This window comes from Kerstersia similis (assembly GCF_965139615.1).
GTDB lineage: Bacteria > Pseudomonadota > Gammaproteobacteria > Burkholderiales > Burkholderiaceae_B > Kerstersia > Kerstersia similis.
In genome coordinates this window covers 75,135-101,140 of record NZ_CBCSIQ010000002.1, presented here as the reverse complement: position 1 = coordinate 101,140, position 26,006 = coordinate 75,135, and the positions used below count along the sequence as shown (strand labels likewise).

21 protein-coding genes and 1 tRNA gene are annotated in these 26,006 nt (G+C 61.6%); 7 read left to right on the top strand and 15 right to left on the bottom strand.

All coding sequences use genetic code 11. The annotated features are described in order from the left end of the window. Positions 1-14 precede the first annotated feature (14 nt). Complete coding sequence (locus ACNA1V_RS01740; RefSeq protein ID WP_415831859.1) at positions 15-968, top strand: 2-hydroxyacid dehydrogenase; 954 nt, start codon at positions 15-17, stop codon at positions 966-968. Between the two features lie 154 nt (positions 969-1,122). Here ACNA1V_RS01740 and ACNA1V_RS01735 read toward each other — a convergent pair whose 3' ends face one another. Then, positions 1,123-1,419, bottom strand: a complete 297-nt coding sequence (locus ACNA1V_RS01735) for a DUF3579 domain-containing protein (RefSeq protein WP_415831858.1) — start codon at positions 1,417-1,419, stop codon at positions 1,123-1,125. A 427-nt stretch (positions 1,420-1,846) separates the two neighbouring features. Here ACNA1V_RS01735 and argF point away from each other — a divergent pair, with 427 nt between their 5' ends. After that, on the top strand, positions 1,847-2,785 hold the full coding sequence (gene argF, locus ACNA1V_RS01730) for an ornithine carbamoyltransferase (protein ID WP_415831857.1): 939 nt from the start codon (positions 1,847-1,849) through the stop codon (positions 2,783-2,785). Between the two features lie 147 nt (positions 2,786-2,932). Here argF and ACNA1V_RS01725 read toward each other — a convergent pair whose 3' ends face one another. From ACNA1V_RS01725 to ACNA1V_RS01700, 6 genes are all read right to left on the bottom strand, one after another. Further along, the gene (locus ACNA1V_RS01725) at positions 2,933-4,060 is read right to left on the bottom strand and encodes a sensor histidine kinase (protein WP_415831856.1); all 1,128 of its coding nucleotides are present in this window, start codon (positions 4,058-4,060) and stop codon (positions 2,933-2,935) included. Next, positions 4,048-4,719 (bottom strand): response regulator, encoded by a 672-nt coding sequence (locus tag ACNA1V_RS01720; protein WP_415831855.1) that lies wholly within the window; start codon positions 4,717-4,719, stop codon positions 4,048-4,050. The genes ACNA1V_RS01725 and ACNA1V_RS01720 overlap by 13 nt, the downstream gene beginning before the upstream one ends. A gap of 214 nt (positions 4,720-4,933) precedes the next feature. Beyond that, the gene (locus tag ACNA1V_RS01715; RefSeq protein WP_415831854.1) at positions 4,934-5,443 is read right to left on the bottom strand and encodes an ExbD/TolR family protein; all 510 of its coding nucleotides are present in this window, start codon (positions 5,441-5,443) and stop codon (positions 4,934-4,936) included. Beyond that, on the bottom strand, positions 5,443-6,507 hold the full coding sequence (locus tag ACNA1V_RS01710; RefSeq protein ID WP_415831853.1) for a MotA/TolQ/ExbB proton channel family protein: 1,065 nt from the start codon (positions 6,505-6,507) through the stop codon (positions 5,443-5,445). The genes ACNA1V_RS01715 and ACNA1V_RS01710 overlap by 1 nt, the downstream gene beginning before the upstream one ends. Positions 6,508-6,613: 106 nt before the next feature. After that, positions 6,614-7,462 carry an energy transducer TonB gene (locus tag ACNA1V_RS01705; RefSeq protein WP_415831852.1) on the bottom strand — a complete coding sequence of 283 codons (849 nt, stop codon included), beginning with the start codon at positions 7,460-7,462 and terminating at the stop codon, positions 6,614-6,616. A gap of 682 nt (positions 7,463-8,144) precedes the next feature. Next, positions 8,145-9,533, bottom strand: a complete 1,389-nt coding sequence (locus ACNA1V_RS01700; protein WP_415831851.1) for a dicarboxylate/amino acid:cation symporter — start codon at positions 9,531-9,533, stop codon at positions 8,145-8,147. Positions 9,534-9,943: 410 nt separating this feature from the next. Between ACNA1V_RS01700 and ACNA1V_RS01695 the strand changes: the two genes are divergently transcribed. Together ACNA1V_RS01695 and ACNA1V_RS01690 are read left to right on the top strand one after the other, a co-directional pair. Beyond that, on the top strand, positions 9,944-11,737 hold the full coding sequence (locus ACNA1V_RS01695; protein ID WP_415831849.1) for a sensor histidine kinase: 1,794 nt from the start codon (positions 9,944-9,946) through the stop codon (positions 11,735-11,737). Next, a complete protein-coding gene (locus tag ACNA1V_RS01690; RefSeq protein WP_415831847.1) occupies positions 11,734-13,089 on the top strand; it encodes a sigma-54-dependent transcriptional regulator in 1,356 nt (451 codons plus the stop codon). The genes ACNA1V_RS01695 and ACNA1V_RS01690 overlap by 4 nt, the downstream gene beginning before the upstream one ends. A 35-nt stretch (positions 13,090-13,124) precedes the next feature. Here the strand turns inward: ACNA1V_RS01690 and ACNA1V_RS01685 are convergent, their stop codons facing one another. After that, entirely contained in the window at positions 13,125-13,442 is a 318-nt protein-coding gene (locus ACNA1V_RS01685; protein WP_415832020.1) for an ArsR/SmtB family transcription factor, read from the bottom strand. Positions 13,443-13,576: 134 nt separating this feature from the next. Next, the gene (ydiJ, locus tag ACNA1V_RS01680; RefSeq protein ID WP_415831846.1) at positions 13,577-16,699 is read right to left on the bottom strand and encodes a D-2-hydroxyglutarate dehydrogenase YdiJ; all 3,123 of its coding nucleotides are present in this window, start codon (positions 16,697-16,699) and stop codon (positions 13,577-13,579) included. Positions 16,700-16,954: 255 nt separating this feature from the next. On the opposite strand from ydiJ, the gene ACNA1V_RS01675 reads away from it, so the two are divergent. The 3 genes from ACNA1V_RS01675 to ACNA1V_RS01665 all read left to right on the top strand — a co-directional run bounded on the left by ACNA1V_RS01675 (position 16,955) and on the right by ACNA1V_RS01665 (position 20,065). Continuing rightward, positions 16,955-17,902 (top strand): LysR substrate-binding domain-containing protein, encoded by a 948-nt coding sequence (locus tag ACNA1V_RS01675; RefSeq protein ID WP_415831845.1) that lies wholly within the window; start codon positions 16,955-16,957, stop codon positions 17,900-17,902. Positions 17,903-18,020: 118 nt separating this feature from the next. Then, positions 18,021-19,202, top strand: coding sequence for a sugar transporter (locus tag ACNA1V_RS01670; protein WP_415831844.1), 1,182 nt, complete (start codon positions 18,021-18,023; stop codon positions 19,200-19,202). 308 nt (positions 19,203-19,510) lie between these two features. Next, positions 19,511-20,065 carry a VOC family protein gene (locus tag ACNA1V_RS01665; protein ID WP_415831843.1) on the top strand — a complete coding sequence of 185 codons (555 nt, stop codon included), beginning with the start codon at positions 19,511-19,513 and terminating at the stop codon, positions 20,063-20,065. A gap of 106 nt (positions 20,066-20,171) precedes the next feature. On the opposite strand, the gene ACNA1V_RS01660 is transcribed toward ACNA1V_RS01665, so the two are convergent. The 6 genes from ACNA1V_RS01660 to rnr all read right to left on the bottom strand — a co-directional run bounded on the left by ACNA1V_RS01660 (position 20,172) and on the right by rnr (position 25,899). Beyond that, complete coding sequence (locus ACNA1V_RS01660; RefSeq protein WP_415831842.1) at positions 20,172-20,402, bottom strand: hypothetical protein; 231 nt, start codon at positions 20,400-20,402, stop codon at positions 20,172-20,174. Between the two features lie 336 nt (positions 20,403-20,738). Continuing rightward, positions 20,739-20,814, bottom strand: a tRNA-Val gene (locus ACNA1V_RS01655). Positions 20,815-20,919: 105 nt separating this feature from the next. Next, on the bottom strand, positions 20,920-21,192 hold the full coding sequence (locus ACNA1V_RS01650; RefSeq protein ID WP_068369645.1) for an HU family DNA-binding protein: 273 nt from the start codon (positions 21,190-21,192) through the stop codon (positions 20,920-20,922). A 232-nt stretch (positions 21,193-21,424) separates the two neighbouring features. Beyond that, on the bottom strand, positions 21,425-22,684 hold the full coding sequence (locus tag ACNA1V_RS01645; RefSeq protein ID WP_415831841.1) for a cystathionine gamma-synthase family protein: 1,260 nt from the start codon (positions 22,682-22,684) through the stop codon (positions 21,425-21,427). A gap of 55 nt (positions 22,685-22,739) precedes the next feature. Beyond that, positions 22,740-23,483: a 23S rRNA (guanosine(2251)-2'-O)-methyltransferase RlmB gene (gene rlmB / locus ACNA1V_RS01640; protein ID WP_415831840.1), complete on the bottom strand. Its 744-nt coding sequence runs from the start codon at positions 23,481-23,483 to the stop codon at positions 22,740-22,742. Between the two features lies 1 nt (position 23,484). Then, positions 23,485-25,899 carry a ribonuclease R gene (gene rnr / locus ACNA1V_RS01635; protein ID WP_415831839.1) on the bottom strand — a complete coding sequence of 805 codons (2,415 nt, stop codon included), beginning with the start codon at positions 25,897-25,899 and terminating at the stop codon, positions 23,485-23,487. Positions 25,900-26,006 lie beyond the last annotated feature (107 nt).

Sequence of the window (26,006 nt, the reverse complement as noted above, 5' to 3'; positions counted from 1 at the left end):
AAGCTAGATTTGCCATGACTGAAAAAATACGCATCCTGCAATTGGGGCCGTTGGCCGGCTCTCCAGGCGCCCAGGAACGCCTGGAATCGCTCTATGACGTCGTTCCCCTCTGGAAGGCGGACGACCCTGCCGCCGTCCTCAAACAGGAAGCTCCCGCCATACGCTTGCTGGTCACTACCGCCGTACGCGGCTGCGATGCCGCTACCATGCAGGCGCTGCCGCATCTGCAGGCCATCTGCAGCTGGGGGGTCGGTTTCGATTCGATTGATATCGCCGCCGCGCACCAGCGCGGCATCCAGGTCAGCAATACCCCCGATGTTCTGACCGATTGCGTGGCTGACCTCGCCTGGGCCTTGCTGCTTGGCAGCGCGCGCAGAATTGCCGAAGCCGACCGCTTTGTCCGTGAGGGACACTGGGGTGCCGTGCATGGCGGTTTTCCGCTGGGCCGTCGGGTCAGCGGCCGCAAACTGGGTATTCTTGGCCTGGGCCGCATCGGCAGCGCCATTGCCAAACGGGGCGATGGCTTTGGCATGGAAATCCGCTACCACAACCGCCATCCTCGCAGCGATGTGCCTTATGGCTATGCGCAAACCCTGGAAGACCTGGCGCGCTGGTCAGATTTTCTGGTTGTGGCGGCCGTCGGCGGCGACGATACGCGCCAATTGGTCGATCAGAACATCCTGCGCGCGCTCGGCCCGGAAGGTACGCTGATCAACATCGCGCGCGGCTCGGTCGTGGATGAAAACGCCTTGGTTCAAGCACTTGAAGAAGGCAGCCTGGGCGCAGCCGGACTGGATGTTTTCGCCCATGAGCCCAACGTGCCCGATGCCCTCAAGCAATCCGACAGAGTCGTGCTATTGCCTCATATCGGCAGCGCAACGCTGGAAACCCGTGCGGACATGGCCGAGCTGCTCTTCGATAACCTGCGCAGCTTTCTGGCTGGCGGCAAAGTGTTGACACCCGTCTGACCGGGCAGACAACGCTGCAGGCTGCCCACGCAGCCTGTGCGACACGTGCCCCGTCACCTTTGAGCCCGGAACCCTGTGCAGAGGCTTGCTGGGATGAAACCGGCCAAAGCAGTCTGGGTAGCCCCGCACTCACGGCAGGCGCGCGGCAAAGGCCTCAGTCGCCGCCCTTCCGCTCACTGATCTTCAGGCCATTGTCATGGGCAAAGCCGATGACGAACTTCCAGGCCAGCGGCTCCAGTTCGCGCAGGCGGTTATCCACCACCACGCAACGTACGCCGTCGATGACCGTAGGCACGACGTAAGGGGAATAGGTCAAGTGACTGGCCGGGGAACCGACCGGTCGGAAGGGAGCCATCACGCCCGCCAGGCGTTCAGCCCAGTCGCTGGGGCGAAAGCGCTGCCCCGATTCTGTCACGCCGTGGATAATGTGTTGGCTTACTTGTTCTGTCATGGAAAATGCACCAGGATCAACAGGCTTGGCAAGCTGCCCGGCCAAGACCGATGTCCGGCGCCGCAACTTGCTTGCGCAGGGATTGTATATGATTGAACCTGTACGTGCCTCTTTCGGCCCCCCAGGCGTGCCGCTTCACTCGCCTGCCTCTTTGCCCCATTGCGCATTTTGCGCTGCACATACCGCAGGCTGCCGTATCTTCTGCCTCGTGCTTGCATCTCATTTCCTGCTCGTCAGGTATGATAGATAGCTCTGTCACCCATCTGGGCTGGAGTTTGCGCCGCATGGATGCAGCTTCTGCCAGGTATTGCGGCTGGGGCCTGGGGCTCCTCCGCGATGTGGCGGAAAGCGCTGGCCGGTGGGCCGGAGTGCTTTACATGCTGCGCTGCACAAACTGCCCGGCGCAGGAACCATCACGCAGATAATCATGAACCAGACCTCTCAACAAGCAGCTCCTTTGCGTCACTTCCTGCAGTTCACCGATCTGACACGCGACGAGATCCTGTATCTGCTCGACCGCGCCCGCATCATCAAGGATGACTTCAAACGCTACATCCCGCACCTGACCCTGCACGACCGTACCCTGGCCATGGTGTTTGAAAAAGCCAGCACGCGTACTCGTGTGTCATTCGAGGCCGGAATGTATCAGCTGGGAGGCTCTGTCATCCACCTGACTACCAACGACTCCCAGCTGGGACGCTCGGAGCCCATCGAAGATACGGCTCGCGTGGTATCGCGCATGGTGGATCTGGTGATGATCCGCACATTTGAACAGACCCGCATCGAACGCTTCGCTGCCCATTCCCGGGTACCGGTGATCAATGGCCTGACCAACGAGTACCATCCCTGTCAGATTCTGGCGGACATTTTTACCTTCATCGAACATCGTGGCCCCATCGCCGGCAAGACCGTCACCTGGATCGGCGACGCCAACAATATGTCCTACACCTGGCTGCAAGCAGCGGAAATGCTGGGCTTCACGCTGCATGTTTCCACGCCGCCGGGCTATGCCCTGGACCCTGCCCGCATCGGCAACCCGGCAGCCTCGGTGCTCAAGCAATTCGATGATCCCGCCGAGGCCTGCCGTGGCGCTGACCTCGTCACCACGGATGTCTGGACCAGCATGGGCTATGAAGCAGAAAACGCCGAGCGGCGCGCCGCCTTTGCCGGCTGGCGCGTTGATGAGCGCCTGATGTCCCAGGCCAATCCAGATGCGGTATTCATGCACTGCCTGCCCGCCCACCGTGGCGAGGAAGTCACTGCCGAAGTCATCGACGGCCCGCAAAGCGTGGTCTGGGATGAAGCAGAAAACCGCATGCATGTGCAGAAAGCCCTGATGGAATTCCTGCTGATCGGCAAACGCTGACCTCCCATCTGCCCTGGCCGCACCCAAGTACGGGGCAGTACAAAAACAGGCGGCAGCCTTCCCCGGCATGCCGCCCTACCAATACCAAGGGGCCGGAATATCCGGCCCCTTGGTGCTTGTTGCCCTGCCTGGTCGGGCAGTGTGCCCTCAGCTTTCCGTGGACTCCCACTTGCGCCGCTCCTGGCGATTCAACACGGCGCCCTTACGCGGCCCGGGAAACACCACACTGAAGCGCGTCCCGGACAATATCGGCCGGCTTTCCAGGCGCCACCAGGCGCCATGGGCCTCGGCGATTTCGCGAACAATCGCCAACCCCAGGCCGGCGCCACCCGGCACAGCCGATGGCCCCCGGTAAAACGCCTCGAAGATTTTTTCCTGCTCATCAGGCGCCAGGCCGACACCATCATCCTCGACCACCAGCACGGGGGGTGTACTGCTGATACGCAAACGCAAGGTGGTCGCACCTGTCGCGTAACGCAACGCGTTGTCGATCAGGTTGCCCAGTAGTTCATCGAGCAGCAAGGGATCGCCATCTATCCAGACCGGATGCGGCGGCGCGCTCATATCCAGCTCCAGGCCGGCATCCCTGGCCTTGCTCAGCCAACGGGCGCCGCTATGCCGCGCCCACTCGCACAAATCCATGGAAACAAAGCTATCCTGCGGCCTGACTCCAGGATCCACCCGCGCCAGCACCAACAACTGCTGCCCCAGACGGATCATGCGATCCGTGACCGATTTGATGCGCCGCGCCCTGGCTTCGATATCCTCTGGCAAGGAACGCGCCAGCATCAATTCGGACTCCAGTTTCAGACCGCTCAGCGGCGTGCGGAACTGATGGGCGGCATGACCAATAAAGCGCCGCTGCGCGGCCATGGACGCATCCAGGCGAGCCAGCAACTCATTGGTGCGCTCTACCAAGGGCGCGATCTCCAGCGGCAGATTATTGGCAGGCAACGGCTGCAGGTCTTCTGCGCTGCGCTCGCCCAGCGACTCCGACAGATCCGTCACACCTTTCAGCCCGGAACGCACGCCGACCAGCAGCACCCAGGCAAACAGGAACAGGGACGCCAACTGCCCGGCCACCATGAACCAGAACACATCTTCCAGCGCCCAGGTCGAGGCCTCCAGCTTATGCGTCAGCACCCAGGTCGCGCCGATATCCACGCACACCAGCGCCAGAATGGGCGGCAACAAACGTACCAGCAAATGCCGCGCCAGCGAACCACGGCGCAAAATGCTGCCGGGCGTCGCCGGCTTGGTGCTTACTCGCTGCATGGCTCCAGCACATAACCGAAACCGCGCACCGTCTGTATGCTCACGCCGCAGCCTTCCAGCCGCTTACGCAAGCGATACACATAGACCTCCACGGCATTCTCGCTGAAATCCGCATCCCAGGCTGACAGCGAATTGACAATCTGGCGCTTGGTCACCACTTTGCCCAGGCGTGTCATCAGCATTTCCAGCACGGAAAACTCTCTGGCGGACAAACCGAGGCGCTCGCCTCGCGCCCTCACCTCGCGGCCAACCGTATCCATGGACAGCAGCCCGGCCTCCAGCAGCGGCTGCGCCTGCCCCAGGCGGCGTCGCGCCAGGGCGCGCACACGGGCGGCCAGTTCAGCCAGCTCGAACGGTTTGGCCACATAATCATCCGCCCCCGCATCCAAGCCTTGCACCCGATCGCTCAGGCTATCCCGTGCCGTCAGAATCAGCACTGGCACATCGTCGCCGGCTGCCCGGATACGCTGCAAAATATCCAGCCCATCCGCATCCGGCAGGTTGAGATCCAGCACCAGCAAATCATAGGAATGGCCATCCAGGGCGCTCTGCACCTGGGTACCGTTCTGCAGCCAATCAACCGCATAGGCCTGATCTTGCAGGAATTCCCGCAACGCATGGCCCAGCGTGGCATCATCTTCTATCAGGAGTACTCGCATGTCATGAATTCTATCCGAAGGCATGCTGGCGGAACATCAAAACGAAACACCCCGGAAACGAGAAAACGTTTCCGGGGTGTTTCCTGTCAGGTGACCGATGCAGCCAGGCTGTTGCCTGCGTCACAAGCAGCGAAGGCCATGAATGGCGCAGCGCCCCTGACTCCAGGCGGCACCCGGCTCTGAGAGCCCGGGGCGCCGTTCTGTTCGTCAGGCCTCAGTGCGCGCCATGCGCAGCCGCGCCCGAAGCAGGCTGGGGCTGTGCGGCCGGTGCTGCGGTACCCGCTGCGCTATCTGCCGCAGAGCCGGGAGCGCCGGGCTGCGTCACGAAACCGATGCGGGCGATACCGGAGCGACGAGCGCTGGCCATGACACGCGCCAGGGTTTCGTAGCGGGTATTCAGGTCGGCGCGGATACGCACTTCGGGCTGGGGGCGTTCGTGCGAAATGGAAGCAAAACGGCCGGTCAGATCATCCAGCAGTACGATCTCTTCATTCCAGAACACCACGCCGCCGGCATCAATCGCCAGGTCGATGGTCTTGGGATTTTCCTCGATCTGCTCGGAGCTGGCCTGTGGCAGGTTGATGCGCACCGAGTGCGCCAGCAAAGGCGCGGTGATGATGAAAATAACCAGCAAGACCAGCATCACGTCGATCAGCGGCACCATATTGATTTCTGACATGGTGTGGCCGCCGCTCTGCTTGCTGTCAAAGCTGCCGAAAGCCATCAGTTGGCTCCTTTGTTCTGTGCCGACTGCCCACGGCGCTGCATTGCGCGCAGCTTGCCATCGGACAACTCAACTTGCTGACCCGTGCTCAGGAATGCGAACAGATCATAGGCGAACGCATCCAGACGCGACAGCAGCACGCGGTTGCTGCGCACGAAGGCGTTGAACGCCAGCACGGCCGGAATAGCGACTGCCAGACCCAGGCCGGTCATGATCAGCGCCTCGCCCACCGGGCCTGCGATACGGTTGATCGTCATGCCATCGGACATGCCGATACCAACCAGCGCGTGATACACGCCCCACACCGTACCGAACAGACCGACGAACGGTGCCGTGGAGCCCACCGAAGCCAGCACGGTCAAACCGTTTTCCAGCTTGGCCGTTTCCTCATCAATCACCTTGCGCATCGTGCGGCTGACAAAATCGCCATTGCTGCCGGACTCTTCCAGCTTGGTCGCGCCATACTTGGCGTGATGCTTCTGAGCGTACACCGCGTGGCTGGTCAGGTGCGAGAACGGATCGTTGGCGCCATGCGTAATGATTTCATTCTCGACCTGCTCCAGCGAACTGGCATTCCAGAACTTGTCGAGGAAAGAACGGGCGCGCTTGCGGGTACGGTAATTGCTGATGGCCTTAACGATGATCAGATACCAGCTGATCAGCGACATCACCAGCAGCACGATGAACAGCGCCTTGCCCACGACATCGCTCTGTGCGACGAAATGCAAGAAGCCCATGCTTTGCTCGGCGGCGCCCGCGCTGGCATTGACGGCCTGCTGGCTCAGGACCGCAGCCAGATCGGCACCGGCCTGCAAGGTGGCACCAGCCTGCGCGGCGGCAACGTCTGCCCCAGCCTGCAATGCAGCGCCGGCCTGCTGCGCCGTTTCTGCACCTGCCTGCAAAGCGGCGCCGGCCTGGGCGGCCACCGCATCCGCGCCAGCTTGCGACGCACCTGCCACATCTGCTGCAGTCGCTGCGCCGGTATTGCTCGCCGCATCCGCCGCCGGCGACACCTGCGCCAACACTTGGGCCAACGTTGTCGGCGTAATCAAGGTATCGGACATCTTATTTCCTCATGACAAATACTATGTGGTCGCTTGCCGCTGCGGCGTGCTGCGATCCGATTGGATTAAAAACCAGCGGCATCCCCCAAAAGGAGGATGCCTGAACTCAACGCCTGTTCCTCAGGACGAAATCAAACGGAATATCGGCCATGGCAGGATACGGCACACCATTTTCGGTATAGGGCTTGAAACGTGACTTGCGCGCTGCAGCCAAGGCGGAACGATCAAGACGCTCGAAACCGGAAGACTGCTGCACCTGGGCGTCCTCGACTTCACCGTTCGTATTGATCAGCACACGGATGACCACCCGGCCCTGCTCACGACGCTGCTGCGAAGCCTGGGGGTAATCCGGCAACGGCCGGCGACCCAGATAATCCACATGGCCGATCATGCGCGGTTGATCCGGCGGCGTACCCATCTGCGGGCCGCTGGGCGCGCCCTTCGCATCGGGATCACCGCTAGGCGGCAAATCGGACGGCGGCGCATCGGACGGCGGCGCATCCTCGACCGGCTCCTGCACGGGAGTCACCGCAGGCGGCGCAACCGGCTTGGGTCGGGGCTTGGGTTTAGGCTGCGGCTTGACCTTGGGCGCCTCTTCCACCACAGGCGGCTTGATCTCGGGCTCGGGCTCTATTACAGGCTCAGGCTCGGGATCCGGCTCAACCTCTGGCTCATCGGGCTCAGGTTCAGGCTCGGGCTCGGGTTTGACAGGCGGGGGTGGCGGCGGCGCCGGGGGAGTATCTGCCTGGGGAGCCTTGGAAAGCTGGGGATCAGGACTGATCTCCACAAAACGCACCATTACCGCTTCCGGCTCTTCCTGAACAGGAGGATCACCTTCGGCCAGGAACAATGCGCCGAACAAGGCAGCATGCAAGGCAACCACAGCCACACCGGCACCAACACGCAGGCCAAGAGGATAGCGCTGCGTGGACCAGTTGTTTAAGTTATGAAGCATGAAAAGGAAACATCGCTTAGCTGGCGGCTGTCCGCCCCCATGACAGAGAAACAGCCTGAGAAAGACATTCAATCAGGCAAGTGAAAATTGTAAAATAAATGGGACTTATTCACAACTTGATATCCCACTTGAATCACAAAAAGAGGCTAATTCCCTCTGCTTTCCCTGACAGAAAAAACGAATCGGAGACATTCTGAAGCCAACTGCCGTATTAGACAAGCAAGAACATCGGCCAGAAAACAAAAAAGGCCGCAAACCGGCCAGACCCACGCACTACCCATCTCATCACCAGCACCAGCTCCACCACACTGCTCGCAGCCCCTTGTCGCCCTGCCTTATTACACCGTCCCTGCTGCGCTACAGCCCACGGCCTGGCATTTCCACTGCCTGACAGCAGCAGAATGCCCATTTTGGGAACGAGGAAAAGCGGGCAAACCGGGAAAAGTGCATCTGCAGAATACGGATGCCTGCAATACAGTGTGAGGGCGGGCCTGGGGCCGTGTGGCGCCGCCCGGCACGGGGAGTACCGGCACAGCCGGAACCGCGCGGTCTGCCCTGGGCCTGTCCTCACGCCGCGCCGCGACCTTCGCCAGCGCAATGCTCCGCAACAAGCGAGCCCCCAGGGCAAACAGCGCCCCCCCCCAACGAGCCTTAGCAAAGCGCCGCAGCGCAAGCCTGCAACTCAAGCCCCTTGCTGAGGCAAGGCCCCAACCGGCGCATCACGGCGATCCGCCTCCGACTCCAAATCGGAAATCGGCGCACTGGCCAGCACATCAGGCACAGGCTCGCCATTCAACACAGCGGTCAACCGATCCTTATCCAACTCGCCCTCCCAACGGGCCACCACAATCGCGGCTACGGCATTACCCGTCAAGTTGGTCAACGCCCGGCACTCGGACATAAAACGATCAATCCCCAGAATCAGTGCCATCCCGGCGATAGGCACACTCGGCACCACTGACAGCGTCGCGGCCAAAGTAATGAAACCCGCGCCCGTCACGCCGGCCGCGCCCTTGGAACTCAGCATTGCCACCAGCAACAACAACACCTGATCCTGCAAAGTCAAAGGAATATCACAGGCCTGGGCGATAAACAGCGCCGCCATCGTCATATAAATATTCGTCCCGTCCAGATTGAACGAATACCCGGTCGGCACCACCAGGCCCACCACAGACTTCGCGCACCCGGCCCGCTCCATCTTCTGCATCAGCGTCGGCAACGCGGCCTCGGACGAACTCGTCCCCAGAACCAGCAGCAACTCCTCGCGGATATAGCGCACCAGCTTCACAATGGAAAAACCGTTATAGCGCGCCACGGCACCCAAAATAAACAAAACAAAAAACACCGAGGTCAGATAGAACGTCACCACCAGCAATGCCAGGCTCGACACCGACTCGATCCCGTACTTACCGATGGTGAATGCCATCGCGCCAAACGCACCGATCGGCGCCGCCTTCATCAGCATGGCCACCAAACGGAACACCGGGCTCATCAACGACTGCATAAACGTCAGCACCGGCTTGCCGCGCTCGCCCACCATCGCCAACGAAATCCCGAACAGCACCGACACGAACAACACCTGCAGGATGTTGCCTGTATTGAAAGGACTCAGCAGCGTATCGGGAATAATACCCATCAAAAAGCCGGTAATCGTGCTGTCGTGCGCCTTATCGACATAGCCCTGCACGGAAGCCGGATCCAGGGTGGCGGGATCAATATGCATCCCGTGCCCTGGCCGCACCACATTGCTCACGACCAAACCGACAATCAAGGCCAAGGTGGAAAAAGTCAGGAAATAAACCATGGCCTTACCGACCACGCGCCCGACCTTCTGCAAATCGCTCATCGCAGCGATCCCTGTCGTCACCGTCAGGAAAATCACCGGCGCAATAATCATCTTCACCAACTTGATGAATGCATCCCCCAAGGGCTGCATCTTCGCGCCGATATCCGGATAGAAATGCCCCAGCAGAATGCCGATCGTGATCGCCACGATCACCTGCACATACAGAATTTGATAGATTTTCGGCTTGCGCATGGGTGCGCCGCCGCCGATGAACATATCGGCCATGTCGTTTGTCCCCTTTCTGGTTTCGACTATCACGGCGCGTCTATTTTTGAACGGCGCGCCTCTTGCCCGACTACCCTTCCCTTGCAGCGAATGGGCTTGCCGCTGCACCGCAGGCCGCACAAAGACGGCCCAAGCAAAACCGCTTCCGGTTTCTGCTTCGGCGCACTCAAGCAAATTTCGTGCCAATAGTAGAAATTCCTGACAAACCTTCGAAAACCCGCATCCCCGCAGGGGACATCACCTGACCCACATCAATCCCAGCCGCTCGCATCCCATTCAGCCCCGACAATTTGTGCGAAAATCCACACAGCCAAACAGAAAAAGTGCGAAAACCCGCACACCCAACGCCTGATATGTCCCCGGCCGCCTCTCACCATGCCGTCTCCACGCCCTCAGCCCTGGCTCGCCCCATGCGCCGCGAATGGCTGATCCTCGGGCTGGCCGGGCTGGCCGCACTGCTCATCGCCTTCTGGCTGGCGGGCAACGCCAGCCGCACGACCACCCTGGACGGCCTACAGGAAAGGCTCAACAGTCTGGCCCGCAGCCAAGCGGATGTCATCGGCAACATCCGCAACAAGTACCGTGCCCTGCCTTTCGTCCTCGCACAAGACCCGGAATTCCAACAGGTACTCTCTGGCCAGGCCGACGCATCTGCTGTCACTGCACTGAACCGAAAACTGGCCGACCTGGCGCAAGAAACCGGGGCCAGCGTGCTCTACCTCGTCAACGCCCAGGGGCTGACCCTGGCGGCCAGCAACTGGCAACGCCCGGAAAACTTCGTCGGACAAAACTTCCTGTTCCGCCCCTATGTCACTGACGCACTGCGCCACGGACACGCCGAATACTTCGCGCTGGGCACCTCCAGCCAAAGGCCGGGCCTCTACTTCTCGCGCCGCCTGGGCCAGGCCGACAGCCCGGATGCCGGCGTCATCATCGCCAAACTGGAATTCCTGCAACTCGAACAAGAATGGCAGCACTACCCAGACACGCTGTTCGTCACCGATGCCGACGGCGTCGTCATCCTCAGCAGCCGGCCGGAATGGCGCTTCCTTACCGACACCCCGCTCCCGACCGAACGCATGAGCGCGCTGAAAACTGCCCAGCCTTTCGGTGACGCATCACTGCAACCCCTGCCCTTCCGGCAGGAACAACATGGCAGCTACGCCCTGCTGCAAGACACGGTGGAAACCTATCTCGAAGCACGCATCCCCATTGGCGACAGCCATTGGACGCTGCACGCGCTCGCCGCCACGCGCAGCCAGCTCGCCAGCCAGGCAGCGACTGCCAGACTGACCGCCCTGCTGGCAGTCTTCGCATTGCTGGCGCTGGCCGCACTGTGGCTGCAACGCAACCAGCGTGCCCGCGAAAACGCGCTGCAGCAGCTCAGCCAGCGCCGCGAACTGGAACACCTCGTACAAGAACGCACGGAAGCGCTGCGCCAGGCCAACCGGCAACTGGAAAATGAAATGCAGGCCCTGCAGGCGTCCCGAGCCAAAGCGCGTGAACTGCGCGAACAGCTGGAACAAGCAGACAAGCTCTCCTTCCTGGGCCAGATCGCCGCAGGCGTCGCGCACGAGATCAACCAGCCGGTTGCCGCACTGCGCATGTATGCCGCCAACAGCCGCACCTATCTGGAACGCCAGGATCCGGCGGGCGTCACCCGCACCCTGGACGCCATAGACCAATTGACCCACAGCATCGGCCTGATCACCTCGCAGCTGTGCCATTATTCGCGCAAGACCGCCGACGAAAGCGCAGACATCAGCATTCGCGACGCGCTGGACAACGCCTTGCTGCTGCTGGCCCACCGCGCCCGGCGCCAGGGCGTCGAACTGGATATCCACGGGGTTCATCCTCGCCTCACCGTACGCGCTGCGCAAGTACGCCTGGAACAGGTATTCACCAACCTGATCCGCAATGCCCTGGATGCACTCACAGGCACCCCGAACGGATGCATCCGCATTCATGCCCGCGCTCATGACGGCATGGCGGAAATTCATTTGCAAGACAATGGCCCCGGCATCGCCGCCGACATGCGCCAACGTCTTTTCATGCCGTTTGCCTCCGGACGCCGGGACGGCCTGGGGCTGGGCCTGCTGATTTCCCACGACATCATTCATGCCTGCGGCGGCAAACTGGAAGAACGCTCCCAGCCCGGCTCAGGCGCGCATTTCGTCATTACCCTGCCACTCAGCCACTCATGACCCTGCACATCGCCTTCATCGACGACGACCCCGACCTGCTGGCCGCAACCGCCCAGAGCCTGGAACTGGCAGGGTTTGAGGTCGCAGCCTTCACCAACGCGCAGCAAGCCCTGGATCAGCTGCCTCCCGACTATCCCGGCGCCATCATCAGCGACATCCGCATGCCCGGCATGGATGGCATCGAACTCTTCCACGCCCTGCGCGCCCGCGACCCGGAACTGCCCGTAATCCTCATCACGGGCCATGGCACGATTGAAATGGCGGTTCAAGCCATGCAGGAAGGCGCCTATGATTTCCTCACCAAGCCCTATGCGCCCGACCAGCTGCTGACCACAGCCAGGCATGCCGCCACCCAACGCCGCCTGTGCATTGAAAATCGCCAACTGCAGCGGGCCCTGCAAAGCGACACCAGCGGCCCGCCGCTGCTGGGCGAATCGGCAGTCATGGTCCTGTTGCGCAACACGCTGCGGCATATCGCCGACGCCGACGCCGATGTCCTGATCGAAGGGGAAACCGGCAGCGGCAAGGAAGTCGTCGCCACCTTGCTGCACCGCTGGAGCAAACGTGCGCCCCACCGTCTGGTGGCCGTAAATTGCGGCGCCCTGCCGGAAAACATTATCGAAAGCGAATTATTCGGCCACGAAGCCGGCGCGTTCACCGGCGCGCAAAAACGCCGTACCGGCCTGATCGAACACGCCAGCCGCGGCACCTTATTCCTGGACGAAATCGAAAGCATGCCGCTGGCCGCCCAGACACGCTTGCTGCGCGTACTGGAAAACCGCAAGGTACAACCGCTGGGCAGCAATGAAGAACGGGAGGTGGATCTGCGCGTCGTCGCCGCCAGCAAGGTTGACCTGGGCGATCCCGCGCAGCGGGCCAGCTTTCGCGCGGACCTGTACTACCGGCTCAACGTCATTACTCTGCGACTGCCACCGCTCCGTGAACGGCGCGAAGATATTCCGCTGCTGTTTGCGCACTTCTGTGCGCTCGCAGGGCGGAAATTTTCCCGTCCTGCGCCGCCGCCCAGTGCGCAAACACTGGCACAGCTGGAAATGCATGACTGGCCGGGCAATGTCCGGGAACTGGCACATTACGCGGAACGCCATGTGCTGGGCCTCACCCAGCATGACGCCGCCGCCACGCTGCCTGCCGGCCTGACGCTGCCGGCCCGCATGGAGCACTATGAGGCGCAAGTGATCAAACAGACCTTGGCGGCCTGTCGAGGTAGCGTCAAAGATACGATTGCCGCCTTGGGAATTCCGCGCAAAACGTTCTATGACAAGCTGCAGCGCCACGGCATACAGCGCAGCAGCTTCACGGATGCCGGCGCCAGCGACGAAACCCCGGAATAGATGCGACGCCTGCAGCAAGCTCAGGCGTCAGGCACTCAAGCCTGCTGCGGGCTATAGATTTCCTTGAGCGCGGCGATCAGCTGGCGCACGCGTTCATCATCTATGCGGTAATACAGCGTCTGCGAAGAACGGCGGTAAGTCACCAGCCCTTCTTCGCGCATGCGGGCCAGATGCTGGGACAAGGCCGACTGGCTGAGGTCCAGGTGTTCCAGCAAGCTGCCCACCGACATTTCCTCGTTTTCTATCAGCAGGCAAAGCACCAGCAAGCGGCGCGGATTGCCTGCGGCACGCAGCAATGCGGCGGCCTGCTCGGCATCGGCATCCAAGAACTGACACAGCGCCTTGGCTGCCAAACTACCGCTCTTGCCCTTGGCGGCACCGGGGCGCGAGCCGGATTCGGCATTACGGCCTGGGGTTTCTGCAGCGGAACGGACCGCCAGGTTGGCGGTTTGCTCGTACTGCGCGAGATCTTCACGTGGGCTGATCGTCATGATGATATTGAGACAGACAATTCTGTAGTGTTTAACTGAGCCTCAATAATAGCTGCACCTGAACTTATGTGCACCCTTTGCTGCACATGATCACGTAACGCCTGCAACGGATGCCGTGTCTCGTAGGGAGAGAAGCGCTTGACCTGGCTGCGGCAGGAGTAGCCATCCGCCAAAACCCGCGAAGTCGCGCCATTGCTAATTAAGACAGGCTCCCATGACTGCGAGAAAATCACCCTTGAGGTCTGCTGATTACGGGTTTCATGGCCGTAAGTCCCTGACATTCCGCAACATCCGCTTGCCTGTACTTTCAGAATAAGCCCAAACCTTTCGAAGACTTTTTTCCAAACATCCACGCTGGCCGGCGCATTGGTCTTTTCCGTGCAGTGGGCCATCAGCAGATAAGGCTGCTCGTCCACGATGCCATCCGCCGCCTGCGCGGGCAGCACATCCAGCAGCCATTCCTGCGGCAATTTCACTTCCGGCGCATCCTCGCCAAGCAAACGCAGGTACTCCTGGCGATAGGTCAACGTCATGGCGGGATCCAGCCCCACCAGCGGCACCCCGCTGGCTGCCAATGCCTTGAGCCGTGCGGCATTACGCCGGGCGGCCTTTTCAAAACCCTTCAGGAAACCCTGCACCTGCATGGGTTTGCCGTTGGGCATGAACGGCGCCAGGTACACCCGGAAACCGAGCATGGACACCAAGGCCATCCAGTCCGCCAATACCCCGGTATCGAAATAGCGGGTAAAGGCATCCTGCACCAACACCACGCTGCGTGCCCGCTCAGCCGGGCTCAGGGCCGCCAAACGCTGGGGCGTAGCCAGCTCGGCCTGCCACTGCTGCCGGATAGCGCCAAAATTCCGCGTATCCAGCAATGGGCTATCCGACAAACCTGCCGTGCGTGCCAGCAGCTTGCGCGTCAGGCCCGCGCCCATGACCGCGTTATAGGCTTTGGGGTAGCGCGCCAGCGTCGGAACCGTCGATTCCAGCGAACCGACCAGATAATCCTTCAGCGGGCGGAAATGGCGGCTGTGATACAGCTCCAGGAAGCGCGAGCGGAACGCCGGCACATCCACTTTGATGGGACACTGGCCGCTACAGGACTTACAGGCCAGGCAACCCGCCATGGCATCGTACACCTCGTGCGAGAAATCCTGCTCGCCACGCCAGCGCCGCCAGGCGTTGCCTGCCTTGGCCGGCAAACTGCGCCACAGCGGCTGACGACGTGCGGCCTGCGCGCTTTCCAGCACATCCACGCCTTCCTTCTGCTGGCGCCACAGCCATTCCCGCATCAAAGAGGCGCGCCCCTTGGGCGAATGCACCCGGTCGCGCGTGGCCTTCCAGGACGGGCACATGGCATCGTCCGGATCGTAGTTGTAGCAGGCGCCATTGCCGTTGCAGTGCATGGCAGCGCCATAGCTGCGCCAGACTCGTTCGTCGATTTCGCGGTCGCGGTCGCCCCGCAGCGGCACCCCGTCAATGCGCAACAAAGGCTTGGTTGCCGCCGTCGGCGTCGCAATCTTGCCCGGATTCAGCTGATTGCGCGGGTCAAAGGCCGTCTTCAACGATTGCAGCAGCGGGTACAGCTCGCCAAAGAACTTGGGGGCATACTCGGAACGCACGCCCTTGCCATGCTCCCCCCACAGCAGCCCGCCATACCGCTGCGCCAGCGCCGCCACGGCATCCGAAATCGGCCGCAACAATGCCGCCTGGGCGGTGTCTTTCATATCCAGCGCCGGGCGGACATGCAACACGCCCGCGTCCACGTGGCCAAACATGCCGTATTGCAGCCCGTGGCCATCCAGCAATGCCCGGAACTCTGCAATGAACTCCGGGAGGTTTTCGGGGGGCACCGCGGCATCCTCAACAAACGGCTGCGGCCGCGCCTCTCCTTGCGCATTCCCCAGCAAGCCGACGGCACGCTTGCGCATCCCATAGACCTTGGTCACGTTCTCGCGCCCCTCGGCCAGGGTATAGCCCAGGCGGCGCACACTGTGATCCGTCCGCAGCACCTCAAGGAAACGATCCACCATGGCCTGCAAAGCCACCGGGTCATCGTCGCTGAACTCAACCAGATTGATCCCCAGGGCGGGGCCGCTCTCCTGCTCCGGGAAGAACTCCGCCACGCTGTGCCAGACGATATCCTTCATCGCCAGCCCGAGCACTTTGGAATCCACGGTTTCGATGGACAGCGGCTCGGTTGCCATCAGCGCGCGCGCATCGCGCAGCGCATCCATGAAGCCCGCGTACTGGACATTGACCAGTACCGAATGCTTGGGAATCGGCAGCACATTGAGCGTGGCTTCCACGACAAAGCCCAGCGACCCTTCCGCGCCGCAGAGCACGCTATTGAGGTTGAAACGGCCGTCGGCTTCGCGCAGGTGCGCCAGGTCATAGCCCGTCAGGCAACGGTTCAGGGGCGGGAAGCCCGCCACGATACGCTCATGATGGCGATCGAAAATATCCTTGGCCACACGGTGCACCAGACCGGCGCGGCCCGGCAGGCCGCAACGGCGCGCCAGCTCATCATCATCGACGACATGGCTGGCAATCCGCTGCCCGCCCAGCAGCACATAATCCAGCTCCAGCACGTGATTGCGTGTCTTGCCGTAGCGGCAACTGCCCTGCCCGCTAGCATCCGTATTGATCATTCCGCCCAGGGTGGCCCGGTTCGAGGTGGACAGTTCCGGCGCAAAGAACAGCCCCAAAGGCTTGAGCGCGGCGTTCAACTGATCCTTCACGACGCCAGCCTGCACCCGCACCCGCCGGGCGGCCACATCAATATCCAGAATCTGATTCATGTGGCGCGACACATCCACCACAATGCCATCAGTCAGCGACTGGCCGTTGGTTCCGGTGCCGCCGCCTCGGGGCGTCAGTACAACCTGCTGGAACTCCGCCTGATCGGCCAGCCGTGCCAGACGCTGCACATCCTCCGCGTGGCGCGGGAATACCGCAGCCTGAGGAAAGCGTTGATACACGGAGTTATCCGTGGACAGCACCGTCAGCATGGCATCATCGCGTGCGATATCCCCTTCAAAGCCGCTACGGGCCAGTGCATCGAGGAAAGCATGGCAATGAGAAGCGAGCTTGCGCTCTACAGGAAGGGTAGCAATCATGGGCTTGGCCTGCCGGACAGCTGGGGCCAGCGGCTTGGGCGACGCCCGCGCTGGACACAGCTATCCGGTGAATAATAGTAGATGACAAATGTGAATGAATCGCAAATCACGCTCATACTGCCCGGGGAACTTGCCCCGGCAGGCAGCCAGGTGCAGCATTTCCCATGCGCCATGCGTGCTGCGATGGCGCTATTGTGCGACTTCAGGGATAGAATGCAAAATGGATTTTATGCCCGCTTTGCATGAGTTTTATGAATGAACCCACGTAAACTGACCCCCTCCATGTCCTTGCTGACTGCCTTTGAAGCCTCCGGACGCCACCTGAGTTTCACCCGCGCCGCCGAAGAACTCGGCTTGACGCAGAGTGCCGTCAGCCGGCAAGTACAGGCGCTGGAGCAAACCCTGGGCCTGAATCTGCTGGTGCGCCATGGACGCCAGATCGAACTCACCGCCGTAGGCGCACTCTATCTGCGGGAACTGGCTGCCGGGCTGGGCCGCATCCGCAGCGCGACGCTACAGGCGCTAGCGCATGAATCGGGCCAGGGCTCCCTGCACTTGGCGGTCCTGCCCACCTTCGGCTCGAAGTGGCTGATGCCGCGACTGGCGGATTTTCACGCACAGCACCCCGGCATCATGATCCACCTGCATTCACGCATTGCGCCGCCGGACTTCAACGCCAGCGATCTGGATGCCGCCATCTGCGCCGGCAGCGGCACGGCGCCCTGGCCCGATCTTCGTGCTCACGCTCTGCAGGCAGAGCAATTCGTCGTCATCGCCAGCCCGGCAACCGTCCCATCGGTACAGCATGCCACGCCGGCAGACATCCTCGCCTACCCGCTGCTCAGCATCACCACCCGCCCCGAAGCCTGGAGCGAGTGGTTCGACAAGCATGGGCTGGAGCACCGCCGCATGCGCATGGGGCCCAGTTTTGAACTGACCGGCCACTTGATCCAGGCCGTGACGGCCGGGCTGGGCGTAGGTCTGGTTCCCCAGGTGCTGGTCACCGAAGAACTGGCCAGCGGGCAACTGGTGCAGCTCTTCGAGCCTGTGCAAAGCCGCCGCAATTATTTTCTGGTCTATCCTGCGCGCAATGAGCACCTGCCTTCCCTGCAAACCTTTCGCAACTGGCTGCTGCAGGATTTTGCCGCACCGGAGACGGCCCAGCCCGGCCATGCCCCAGCCCAGGGCACCCCGGCAACTTGATTGGGCCGCCCGGATGGCCGATTCCGTCCGGGATCGGCCCCGCGCCCCAGGATAGAAACCCCGTACAAACCCTGGGACGCTTCTATAATGCCTCGGCCCCCATCTTCATTGCACGCACATGCACACCTCTCCTTCCCCAAGCTGGCGTGACTGGCTGCCTGTTGTCAGCCTGGCCTTGGCCGCATTCATCTTCAATACAACGGAATTCGTTCCCATCGGCCTGCTACCCGACATCGCCCATAGCTTTGGCATGGATGTCGCCCATACCGGCCTGCTCCTGACCGGATACGCCTGGACCGTTGCCATTCTCTCGCTGCCGCTGACGCTGCTGACCGCCGCGCAGGAACGCCGGCGCCTGCTGATGATTTTGTTCGCAATCTTTATCGGTAGCCACATCCTCGCGGGGTTTGCCTGGAGTTTTGCCTCACTGATGGCCGCCCGTATTGGGATTGCCTGTAGCCACGCCATTTTCTGGTCCATCTCCATCCCGCTGGCGGTGCGCCTGTCGCCGGAAGGCAAACAGGCCAAAGGCCTGGGCCTGATTGTGACCGGCAGTTCGCTGGCCACGGTGCTGGGTGTGCCGCTGGGCACACTGCTCGGCCATCAAACCGGCTGGCGCATTACCTTCATGTGCATTGCTGCGATCAGTCTGCTGGTGATGCTGGCCCTGCGCAAGCTACTGCCGAATCTGCCCAGCACCAACCCTGCGCCGCTGAAGAATCTGTCGAATGTGCTCAAGCGGCCCGCCTTGCTGCAGGCCTACCTGCTGACCCTGATCATCGTCACCGGACATTTCACGGCCTACACCTATTTCACGCCCTTCATGACGCGGGTCGGCGGGTTCAGCGACAATTTCGTGGTATCGCTGCTGCTGGTGATTGGCGGCGCCGGCATCGTCGGCACCCTGATCTTTACCCGGCATGCGCCACGCCATCCCTTCGAAGCTTTTGCCGGCCCGCTCGCCGTACTGCTGCTGTGCCTGCTCGCGCTCAACTTCGCCACCGTCACGGCCACCACGACCGTCATCCTTTGCCTGGTATGGGGCGCCTCCATGACCATCGTCTATCTGGGGCTGCAATCCAAGGTCTTGGCCAGCGCACCAGACTCCGCCGATGTGGCCACCTCCATTTACTCCGGCATCTTCAATATCGGTATCGGTGGCGGCGCGCTGATGGGCAGTACGGTGCTGCTGCACTATGACATCAACAGCCTGGGCGCCGTCGGTGGCCTGTTCATCGCCTTCGCACTGACCCTGACCATTTTCGCCTGGCGCCGCTACTGGCAGGCCCGGCCCGCCTAGCAAGACCAAGCCTGGCCGGCCTCTCTTGCCGGCCGGGCGCTGCCACATACAGCCGCTGCCATTCATCGCCGCGCCAGGCAAGAAACGGCCAGCCAGCGCCCGCCTCTTCCTCTGCTTGTTCCCTGCCTCTTCCTCTGCTCTCCGCAGCGCCCGCGCGCAAGACGGGCCGCGCCCTGTCGTTCAGCCCTCCATTCAGCCACCTGACAGACCCATGCTGCCATACTGGCCGGCAAATTCATTAAGAACTATATTTATCAAAATGAAAATATATGCCCCAACCATCTGGGCAAGAACCAGGAGCGAGACTCGTGAACCCACCCAACACCCTCCCCGGCCTGCAGCATATTGACCATGTCAGCCTGGCCGTCGCGGACCTGACCGCCGCTTCGCGCTTTTATTGCGAAACCTTTGGCGGCACTGAGCTATATCGGCTGGGGCCATTCGATGCGCGGGAGTTTCCCCGCCAGCCGGATGGCCGTGACTGGACCGAGGCGTATCAAAACGTCGAAGATGCCCGGTTTGACATTGCCATGCTGGCACTGGGCCCCAAGCTGATGCTGGAACTATTCTGCTTCAGCCGCCCCGACAACCGCAGCACACAGGTGCCGCGCAACTGCGACCTCGGTTTCGGCCATATTGCATTCAAAGTGCAGGATCTGGATGTCGCAATCGCATTTCTGCGCGAACGTGGCCTGCACATCATGGAAGGCCCCATCGTTATCAGTGATGGCCCTTGCGCCGGCTTGCGCGTCCAGTATTTTCTGGATCCTTTCGGCAATCAGCTGGAACTGGTGGAATACGGCCATCTGCCTTTCATGGATGGCAGCACCGCAAAACCCCACGCACGAGATCACCAGGCCTGAGTCTGAAATGGTGGGCGCAGGCTGATTCCCCTCCCCATCGCCGCCTTAGGCGACCCAACACCGCCCTCGGGATATATCAGACCGCTTCAAGCCGCCTCGGAGCAGCTCAGCGCCGCGAACTGCGGCGCAGCTTGGCTGCCGACTCCTTGTTCAGTCGTGCCGCCTCTTTCTCTGCGAACTCCCGCTCGCCCGGCCCATACGCGCAAGCGCTGGGGTCCGCCTCACAATTGCCGCCACGATCCGAGGAACTGCCCAGGCCCAGCGTCGAGCAACCCGATATCAGCAGAACCCCAAGCGCCAAGCCCAGTGCCCGGCAAGGCCGAAATTCTGTTCGCATATCCAACTCCATCAATGAGATACCAGCGTTACTTATAGCAGATTCTCGATTTGGCGACGCCCGCTGAGGGCACGCCGCATGCCGAACCGGGCGCCGCAGCAGCACAACAAGTGCAAAAGATTGCGCAAACCCGTCCCGGGTGTGATGATGACCCTTAGACAGACACGCCACATCCACGGAAGCCTTGCCCATCACCGTCGAGGCGGAAAGACTCGCCCCCCCCCGAGGGGCGGGTAGCCACACAAAAGCCTGAATTCAAAAAAGCATGGACGCAGAAACGCAGACGCAAAAAAGGCACTTAAGTTACCTTAAGTGCCTGCTTCACTGCTGAATTCTTGGTGGATGTTGACGGGTTCGAACCGCCGACCTACGCCTTGTAAGGGCGCCGCTCTACCAGCTGAGCTAAACATCCATCCGTGCCGGATGCGCCGGCCTGCTGGCAATGATTCCAAGCAGACCTTGCGTCACAGCGAAAGCGAGCATTATACATGAATGTATAGCGCTCGCCAAGCGCGATTTAGTTGACCGCGTCTTTCAGGGCCTTGCCCGGGCGGAACTTGGGCACCTTGGCGGATTCGATCTTGATGACCTCGCCGGTGCGCGGGTTGCGGCCCGAACGCTCGGAGCGCTCGGACACGTCGAACGTGCCAAAGCCAACCAGCGTTACCGAATCACCTTGCTTGAGGGCAGCCTTCACGGCCTCAACGAAAGCGTCAAGCGCACGGCCAGCGGCAGCCTTGGAGATATCTGCTTCACCGGCAATGTGGTCGATCAGTTCGGTCTTGTTCATTTAGAAATTACCCCTCATTAGGTATGAAGTTGTCGTTACGCGAAGCAGGCATCCTCTTGGCAGAAGCTGCTTCCTTTACAGCGCTGCCGGCCGTCGGCCCAGTCAGATTGCACCGCCAGTCGGCATACCAGCTTATCGCAGACGCAGATGCGTATTAGGCCTTGTGGCAGACGGCACTGTCAAGAAAAAAAATGCCGCCAGCCTTGGCCTGACACGCGCTTCGGCACTGCGTTCAGACGTCCTGGATGCTGGCCCGTGCTGCTGCCAGCCCCTGGTCGAAATCGGCAATCAGGTCTTCTTCCTCCTCAATGCCCACCGAAACCCGGATCAAACTGTCCGCAATTCCCATTTCAGCACGGCGTGCCGCACCCATTTCATAATAAATGGTATGTGCCGCCGGCAGTGCCAGTGTGCGGGTATCACCGAGGTGAGTCGAGAGGGCAACAACCCTCAAGTGGTTAAGGAATGTAAAACAATCCAGGCCTGGCGCCAGTTCCACGCCCATCAGGCCGCCAAAGCGGCCCCGAAACAGGCTGCGGGCACGCTCATGCTGAGGATGCGAGGCCAGCCCGGGATAATGCACCTTGGCGACCTGCGGATGGCCTTCCAGGAAGCGCGCCAGCGCCAAAGCATTGCTGCTGGCGCGATCCATCCGCAAGGACAGGGTTTCCGCGCCGACGGCAATGCGGTGCGCCGGCTCCGCAGCCAGCGTTCCCCCCATGTCGCGCAGGCCTTTTTTCTTGATCTGCAACAGCCCCCAACCCAGCGAATCCCCCTGCCGGTAATTGTCGAAAATATTGGGGTAATCCTTCCAGTCGTAGCATCTGGTCGCCGTGACGGAACCCCCCAGGGCATGACCATGGCCACCGATATATTTCGATAAGGAATTCATGACCAACGCGGCACCGGCATCCTTGCCCCGGAACAGCCAGGGGGAAGTCAAAGTGTTGTCTATGACATACACCAGGCCGCGCTGGCGGCAGATTTCACCAATCGCCATCAAGTCGGCGATCTGGGTGCCAGGGTTCGCAATGGTTTCGGTAAAGACCATCCGGGTTTCAGGACGCAAAGCCGCTTCCACATTGGCGGCATCCGTCGCATCCACCAACGTGACATCCACGCCCATTTCATTGAGCGTCAAAAACAGGCTGTTGGTATTGCCGAACACATGACGGCTGGACACCAGGTGATCGCCCTGGCGCAGCAAGGTCGTGAAGATGGCTGCCAATGCCGCCATGCCGGTGGCAAACGTGACGGTGGCCTGCCCTCCCTCCATCGCACTGAGCTTGGCCTCCAGGGCCTGCGTCGTCGGCGTGCCCTGGCGCGCGTAGGTAAAGCCTGCCTTCCCCTGAAACACTGCTGCCAGCTCCCTGGCGTCGGCATAGGCATACTCCGAAGAGGTATGCATGGGCTTGTGAACCGCGCCGTGTTCGACATTGGAGAGCCTGTCGGCGTGCAGGATGGTGGTGGTGAAGCCTTGCTGCTTGGTCATGTTCGGTAATAGGGCTGCCCCAGGGCAGCCATCAACGGAGGAAGAGCGAAATAGTTTACGCCTGCTGACGCTGGCGCACAGACTCATAGAGACATACGGCGCTGGCCACGCTCACATTCAGGCTTTCCACCGCGCCCAGCATGGGGATATTCACCAGACTGTCGCAGGTTTCACGGGTCAGCCGGCGCATGCCCTCGCCTTCTGCGCCCATCACCCAGGCGGTAGGCAGGCGGGCATCCACGGCATGAATCGTCTCCGTCGCCTGGTCATCCGTTCCCACTACCCAGATTCCTCGCTCCTTGAGCGCGCGCAAGGTGCGGGCCAGATTGGTCACCATGATGTACGGCACGGTATCGGCCGCGCCGCAAGCCACCCGCTGCACCGTCGCATTCAGGCCGACGGCCCGGTCACGCGGCGCAATCACCGCATGCACGCCAGCGGCGTCCGCAGTCCGCAGGCAGGCGCCGAGATTATGCGGGTCCGTCACCCCATCCAGCACCAGCAGCAGCGGCGGGCCTTCGATTTCGTCCAGTACTTCGTCGATATCGACAGCCAGCACCCTGGCGTCGGCCAAGGCAACCAGGCCTTGATGGCGCAGGCCCTTGGCCAGGCCATCCAGCCGCTCGGCGGGCACGCCATGCGCAGCACACCCAGCCCGCTTCACCTGCTCCAGCAGCGTTCCCATGCGCTTGTCGCGGCGCTGGGCATCGTAATAAACCTCTTTGACGGAATCCGGCGCATGGCGCAAACGCGCTGCCACCGCATGAAAACCTGCCAATACCTGTACATCTGCTGCCATATCAACGCCTCTTGCGTCCAGCCTGCTTGGCGGACTGTTTCTTCGCCTGCCCCGCGGTGCGTTCCGCCCTCAGCGCTTTGGCTGCGGCGGCACGACGTTGCGAAGCAGTTCCTTTCAATTCCGATGGCTTGGGAGCCGCTGCCTTGCGAACGCGCCTGGGTTCTTCGTCAGCACTCTTGCGAGCCACCTTGCGCAGCGCATCGTAGCTGGTGCTTTTCTCCAGCCGGAATTCGATGCGGCGCGCTTCCAGATCCACACGAGCCACCTGCACCTGCACCGCGTCGGTCAGGCGGTAACGCATGCCGGTACGCTCGCCCCGCAGTTCGTGCAAGGCTTCATTGAACTGGAAGTATTCGGTTCCAAGCTCAGAGACATGCACCATCCCTTCCACGTGCAGGCCATCCAGCGTCACGAAAATACCGAAGCTGGCCACGCCCGTGACCCGGCCGCTGAAGCTTTCACCCACGCGCTCCTTCACGAACCAGCACTTCAGCCAGGCTTCCACATCACGCGAAGCCTCATCGGCGCGACGCTCGGTTGCCGACAGCATCAGGCCCAGGCGCTCCCAGGTATCGTGCTCCTGCGCCCGCTTTTCGCGCACGGTGCTTGCCGGCATCTGGCCTTCCAGGTGCGGCACATAGCGCTTGCCGTCCAGCAGGCTTTTGATGACGCGATGCGTCAGCAAATCCGGATAACGTCGGATGGGCGAGGTGAAATGGGTATAGGAGGGATAGGCCAGGCCAAAGTGGCCGACATTGTCCGGGCCATAGATGGCCTGCTGCATGGAGCGCAGGCACATGGTCTGCAAGAGACCATAATCCGGCCGGGCGCGCACGGACTCCAGCAGGGCCAGATAATCCGCAGGGCGCGGCTCGTCACCGCCCCCCAGTGTCAGCCCCTGCAAGCGCAGAAACTCGCGCAAGGCCTGCAGGCGTTCGTTGCTGGGGCCTTCGTGAATGCGATACAGACCCGGATGCTTGCTGCGCTGCATGAAATCCGCGGCGCAGGTATTGGCCGCCAGCATGCACTCTTCAATCAGCTTGTGGGCATCATTGCGCACCATCGGCACAATCTGCTCGATGCGCCCCAGGGCGTTGCAAACAATGCGTGTCTCTACCGTGTCGAAATCAATGGCGCCGCGCTTGACGCGCGCCTGCGCCAGCAGGCGATACAGTTCATACAGGGACTGGACATCCTTCAGTCGCTCGCCCAGGAACCTGCCTGCCGGGCCTTCCGGATGCTGCAAGCCTTCCCAGACCTGGTTATAGGTCGTGCGGGCATGCGAATGAATCACCGCGTTATAGAACTGGTAGGCCGTTACCTGGCCGGCCTTGGCACCCGTCGCCGGAATGACCATATCGCAAACCAGCACCAGCCGGTCCACACCGGGGTTCAACGAACAAATGCCGTTGGACAAGGCTTCGGGCAGCATGGGAATCACCCGGCGCGGGAAATACACGCTGGTGCCGCGCTCGCGGGCATCCACATCCAGCGCATCCCCGTCGCGCACGTAGTGACTGACATCGGCGATGCCCACCAGCAGGCGCCAGCCCGGACGGCGGCGCTTTTCCGAGCCTAGTTCAATCTCTTCCGCATAGACCGCGTCATCGAAGTCGCGTGCGTCCTCGCCATCAATCGTGATGAACGGCACATCGCGCAAATCGAAGCGCCCTTTCAAATCAGAGCGGCGCACGCTGTCCGGCGTCCGATCCGCCTGCGCAGCGCCCGCATCGGAAAAATCGACCGGCACATCGAACTTACGCACCGCGATTTCGATTTCCATGCCGGGGTCATCCACCTGCCCCAGCACCTCTACCACCCGGCCCAGCGGCTGGCTGTGGCGCGAAGGCTGGGCGATGATCTCCACCGTCACGACCTGACCCGGTTCAGCACCACCGGTTTCTGCCGGCGGCACCAGCACATCGTGCTTGATGCGCTGATCTTCGGGAACCACGATATTCACACCGCTTTCATTCAGAAAGCGGCCAACCAGTCGATTGGTGCGGCGTTCCAGCACTTCGACAATCACCCCTTCCGGCTTGCCCCGGTATTCCCCGGTCGGCTTCACCAGCACCCGGTCGCCATGCAGCACCTTGCGCATTTCACGGGGCGACAGGAACAGATCCTGGCCACCGGCATCAGGAATCAAAAAGCCGAAACCGTCGCGATGGCCCTGTACCCGGCCTGCAACAAAATCCAGTTTATTTGCCAACAACAACACCCCCTTGCGGTTGGTGTGCAGCTGGCCGTCGCGTTCCATGGCAGCCAGGCGGCGATCAAAGCCACGGCGCGTCGCTTCACGCACGACATTCAATTGACGCGCCAGCTCATCCGGCGTCAAGGGCTCGCCTGCGGCGCGCAGGGCTGCCAGCAATTTCTCGCGGCTGGGCACATCCGGATCAAAATCCGGAGGCACGTGCACACCTGTCGTTACCGGCGCAACGGCCTGCTCAGCCGCATCAACGGCTGTTCTACGGGGCCTTGCCCCACTTCTTTGCGTTCTATTTGCCAAAATAAAAAATT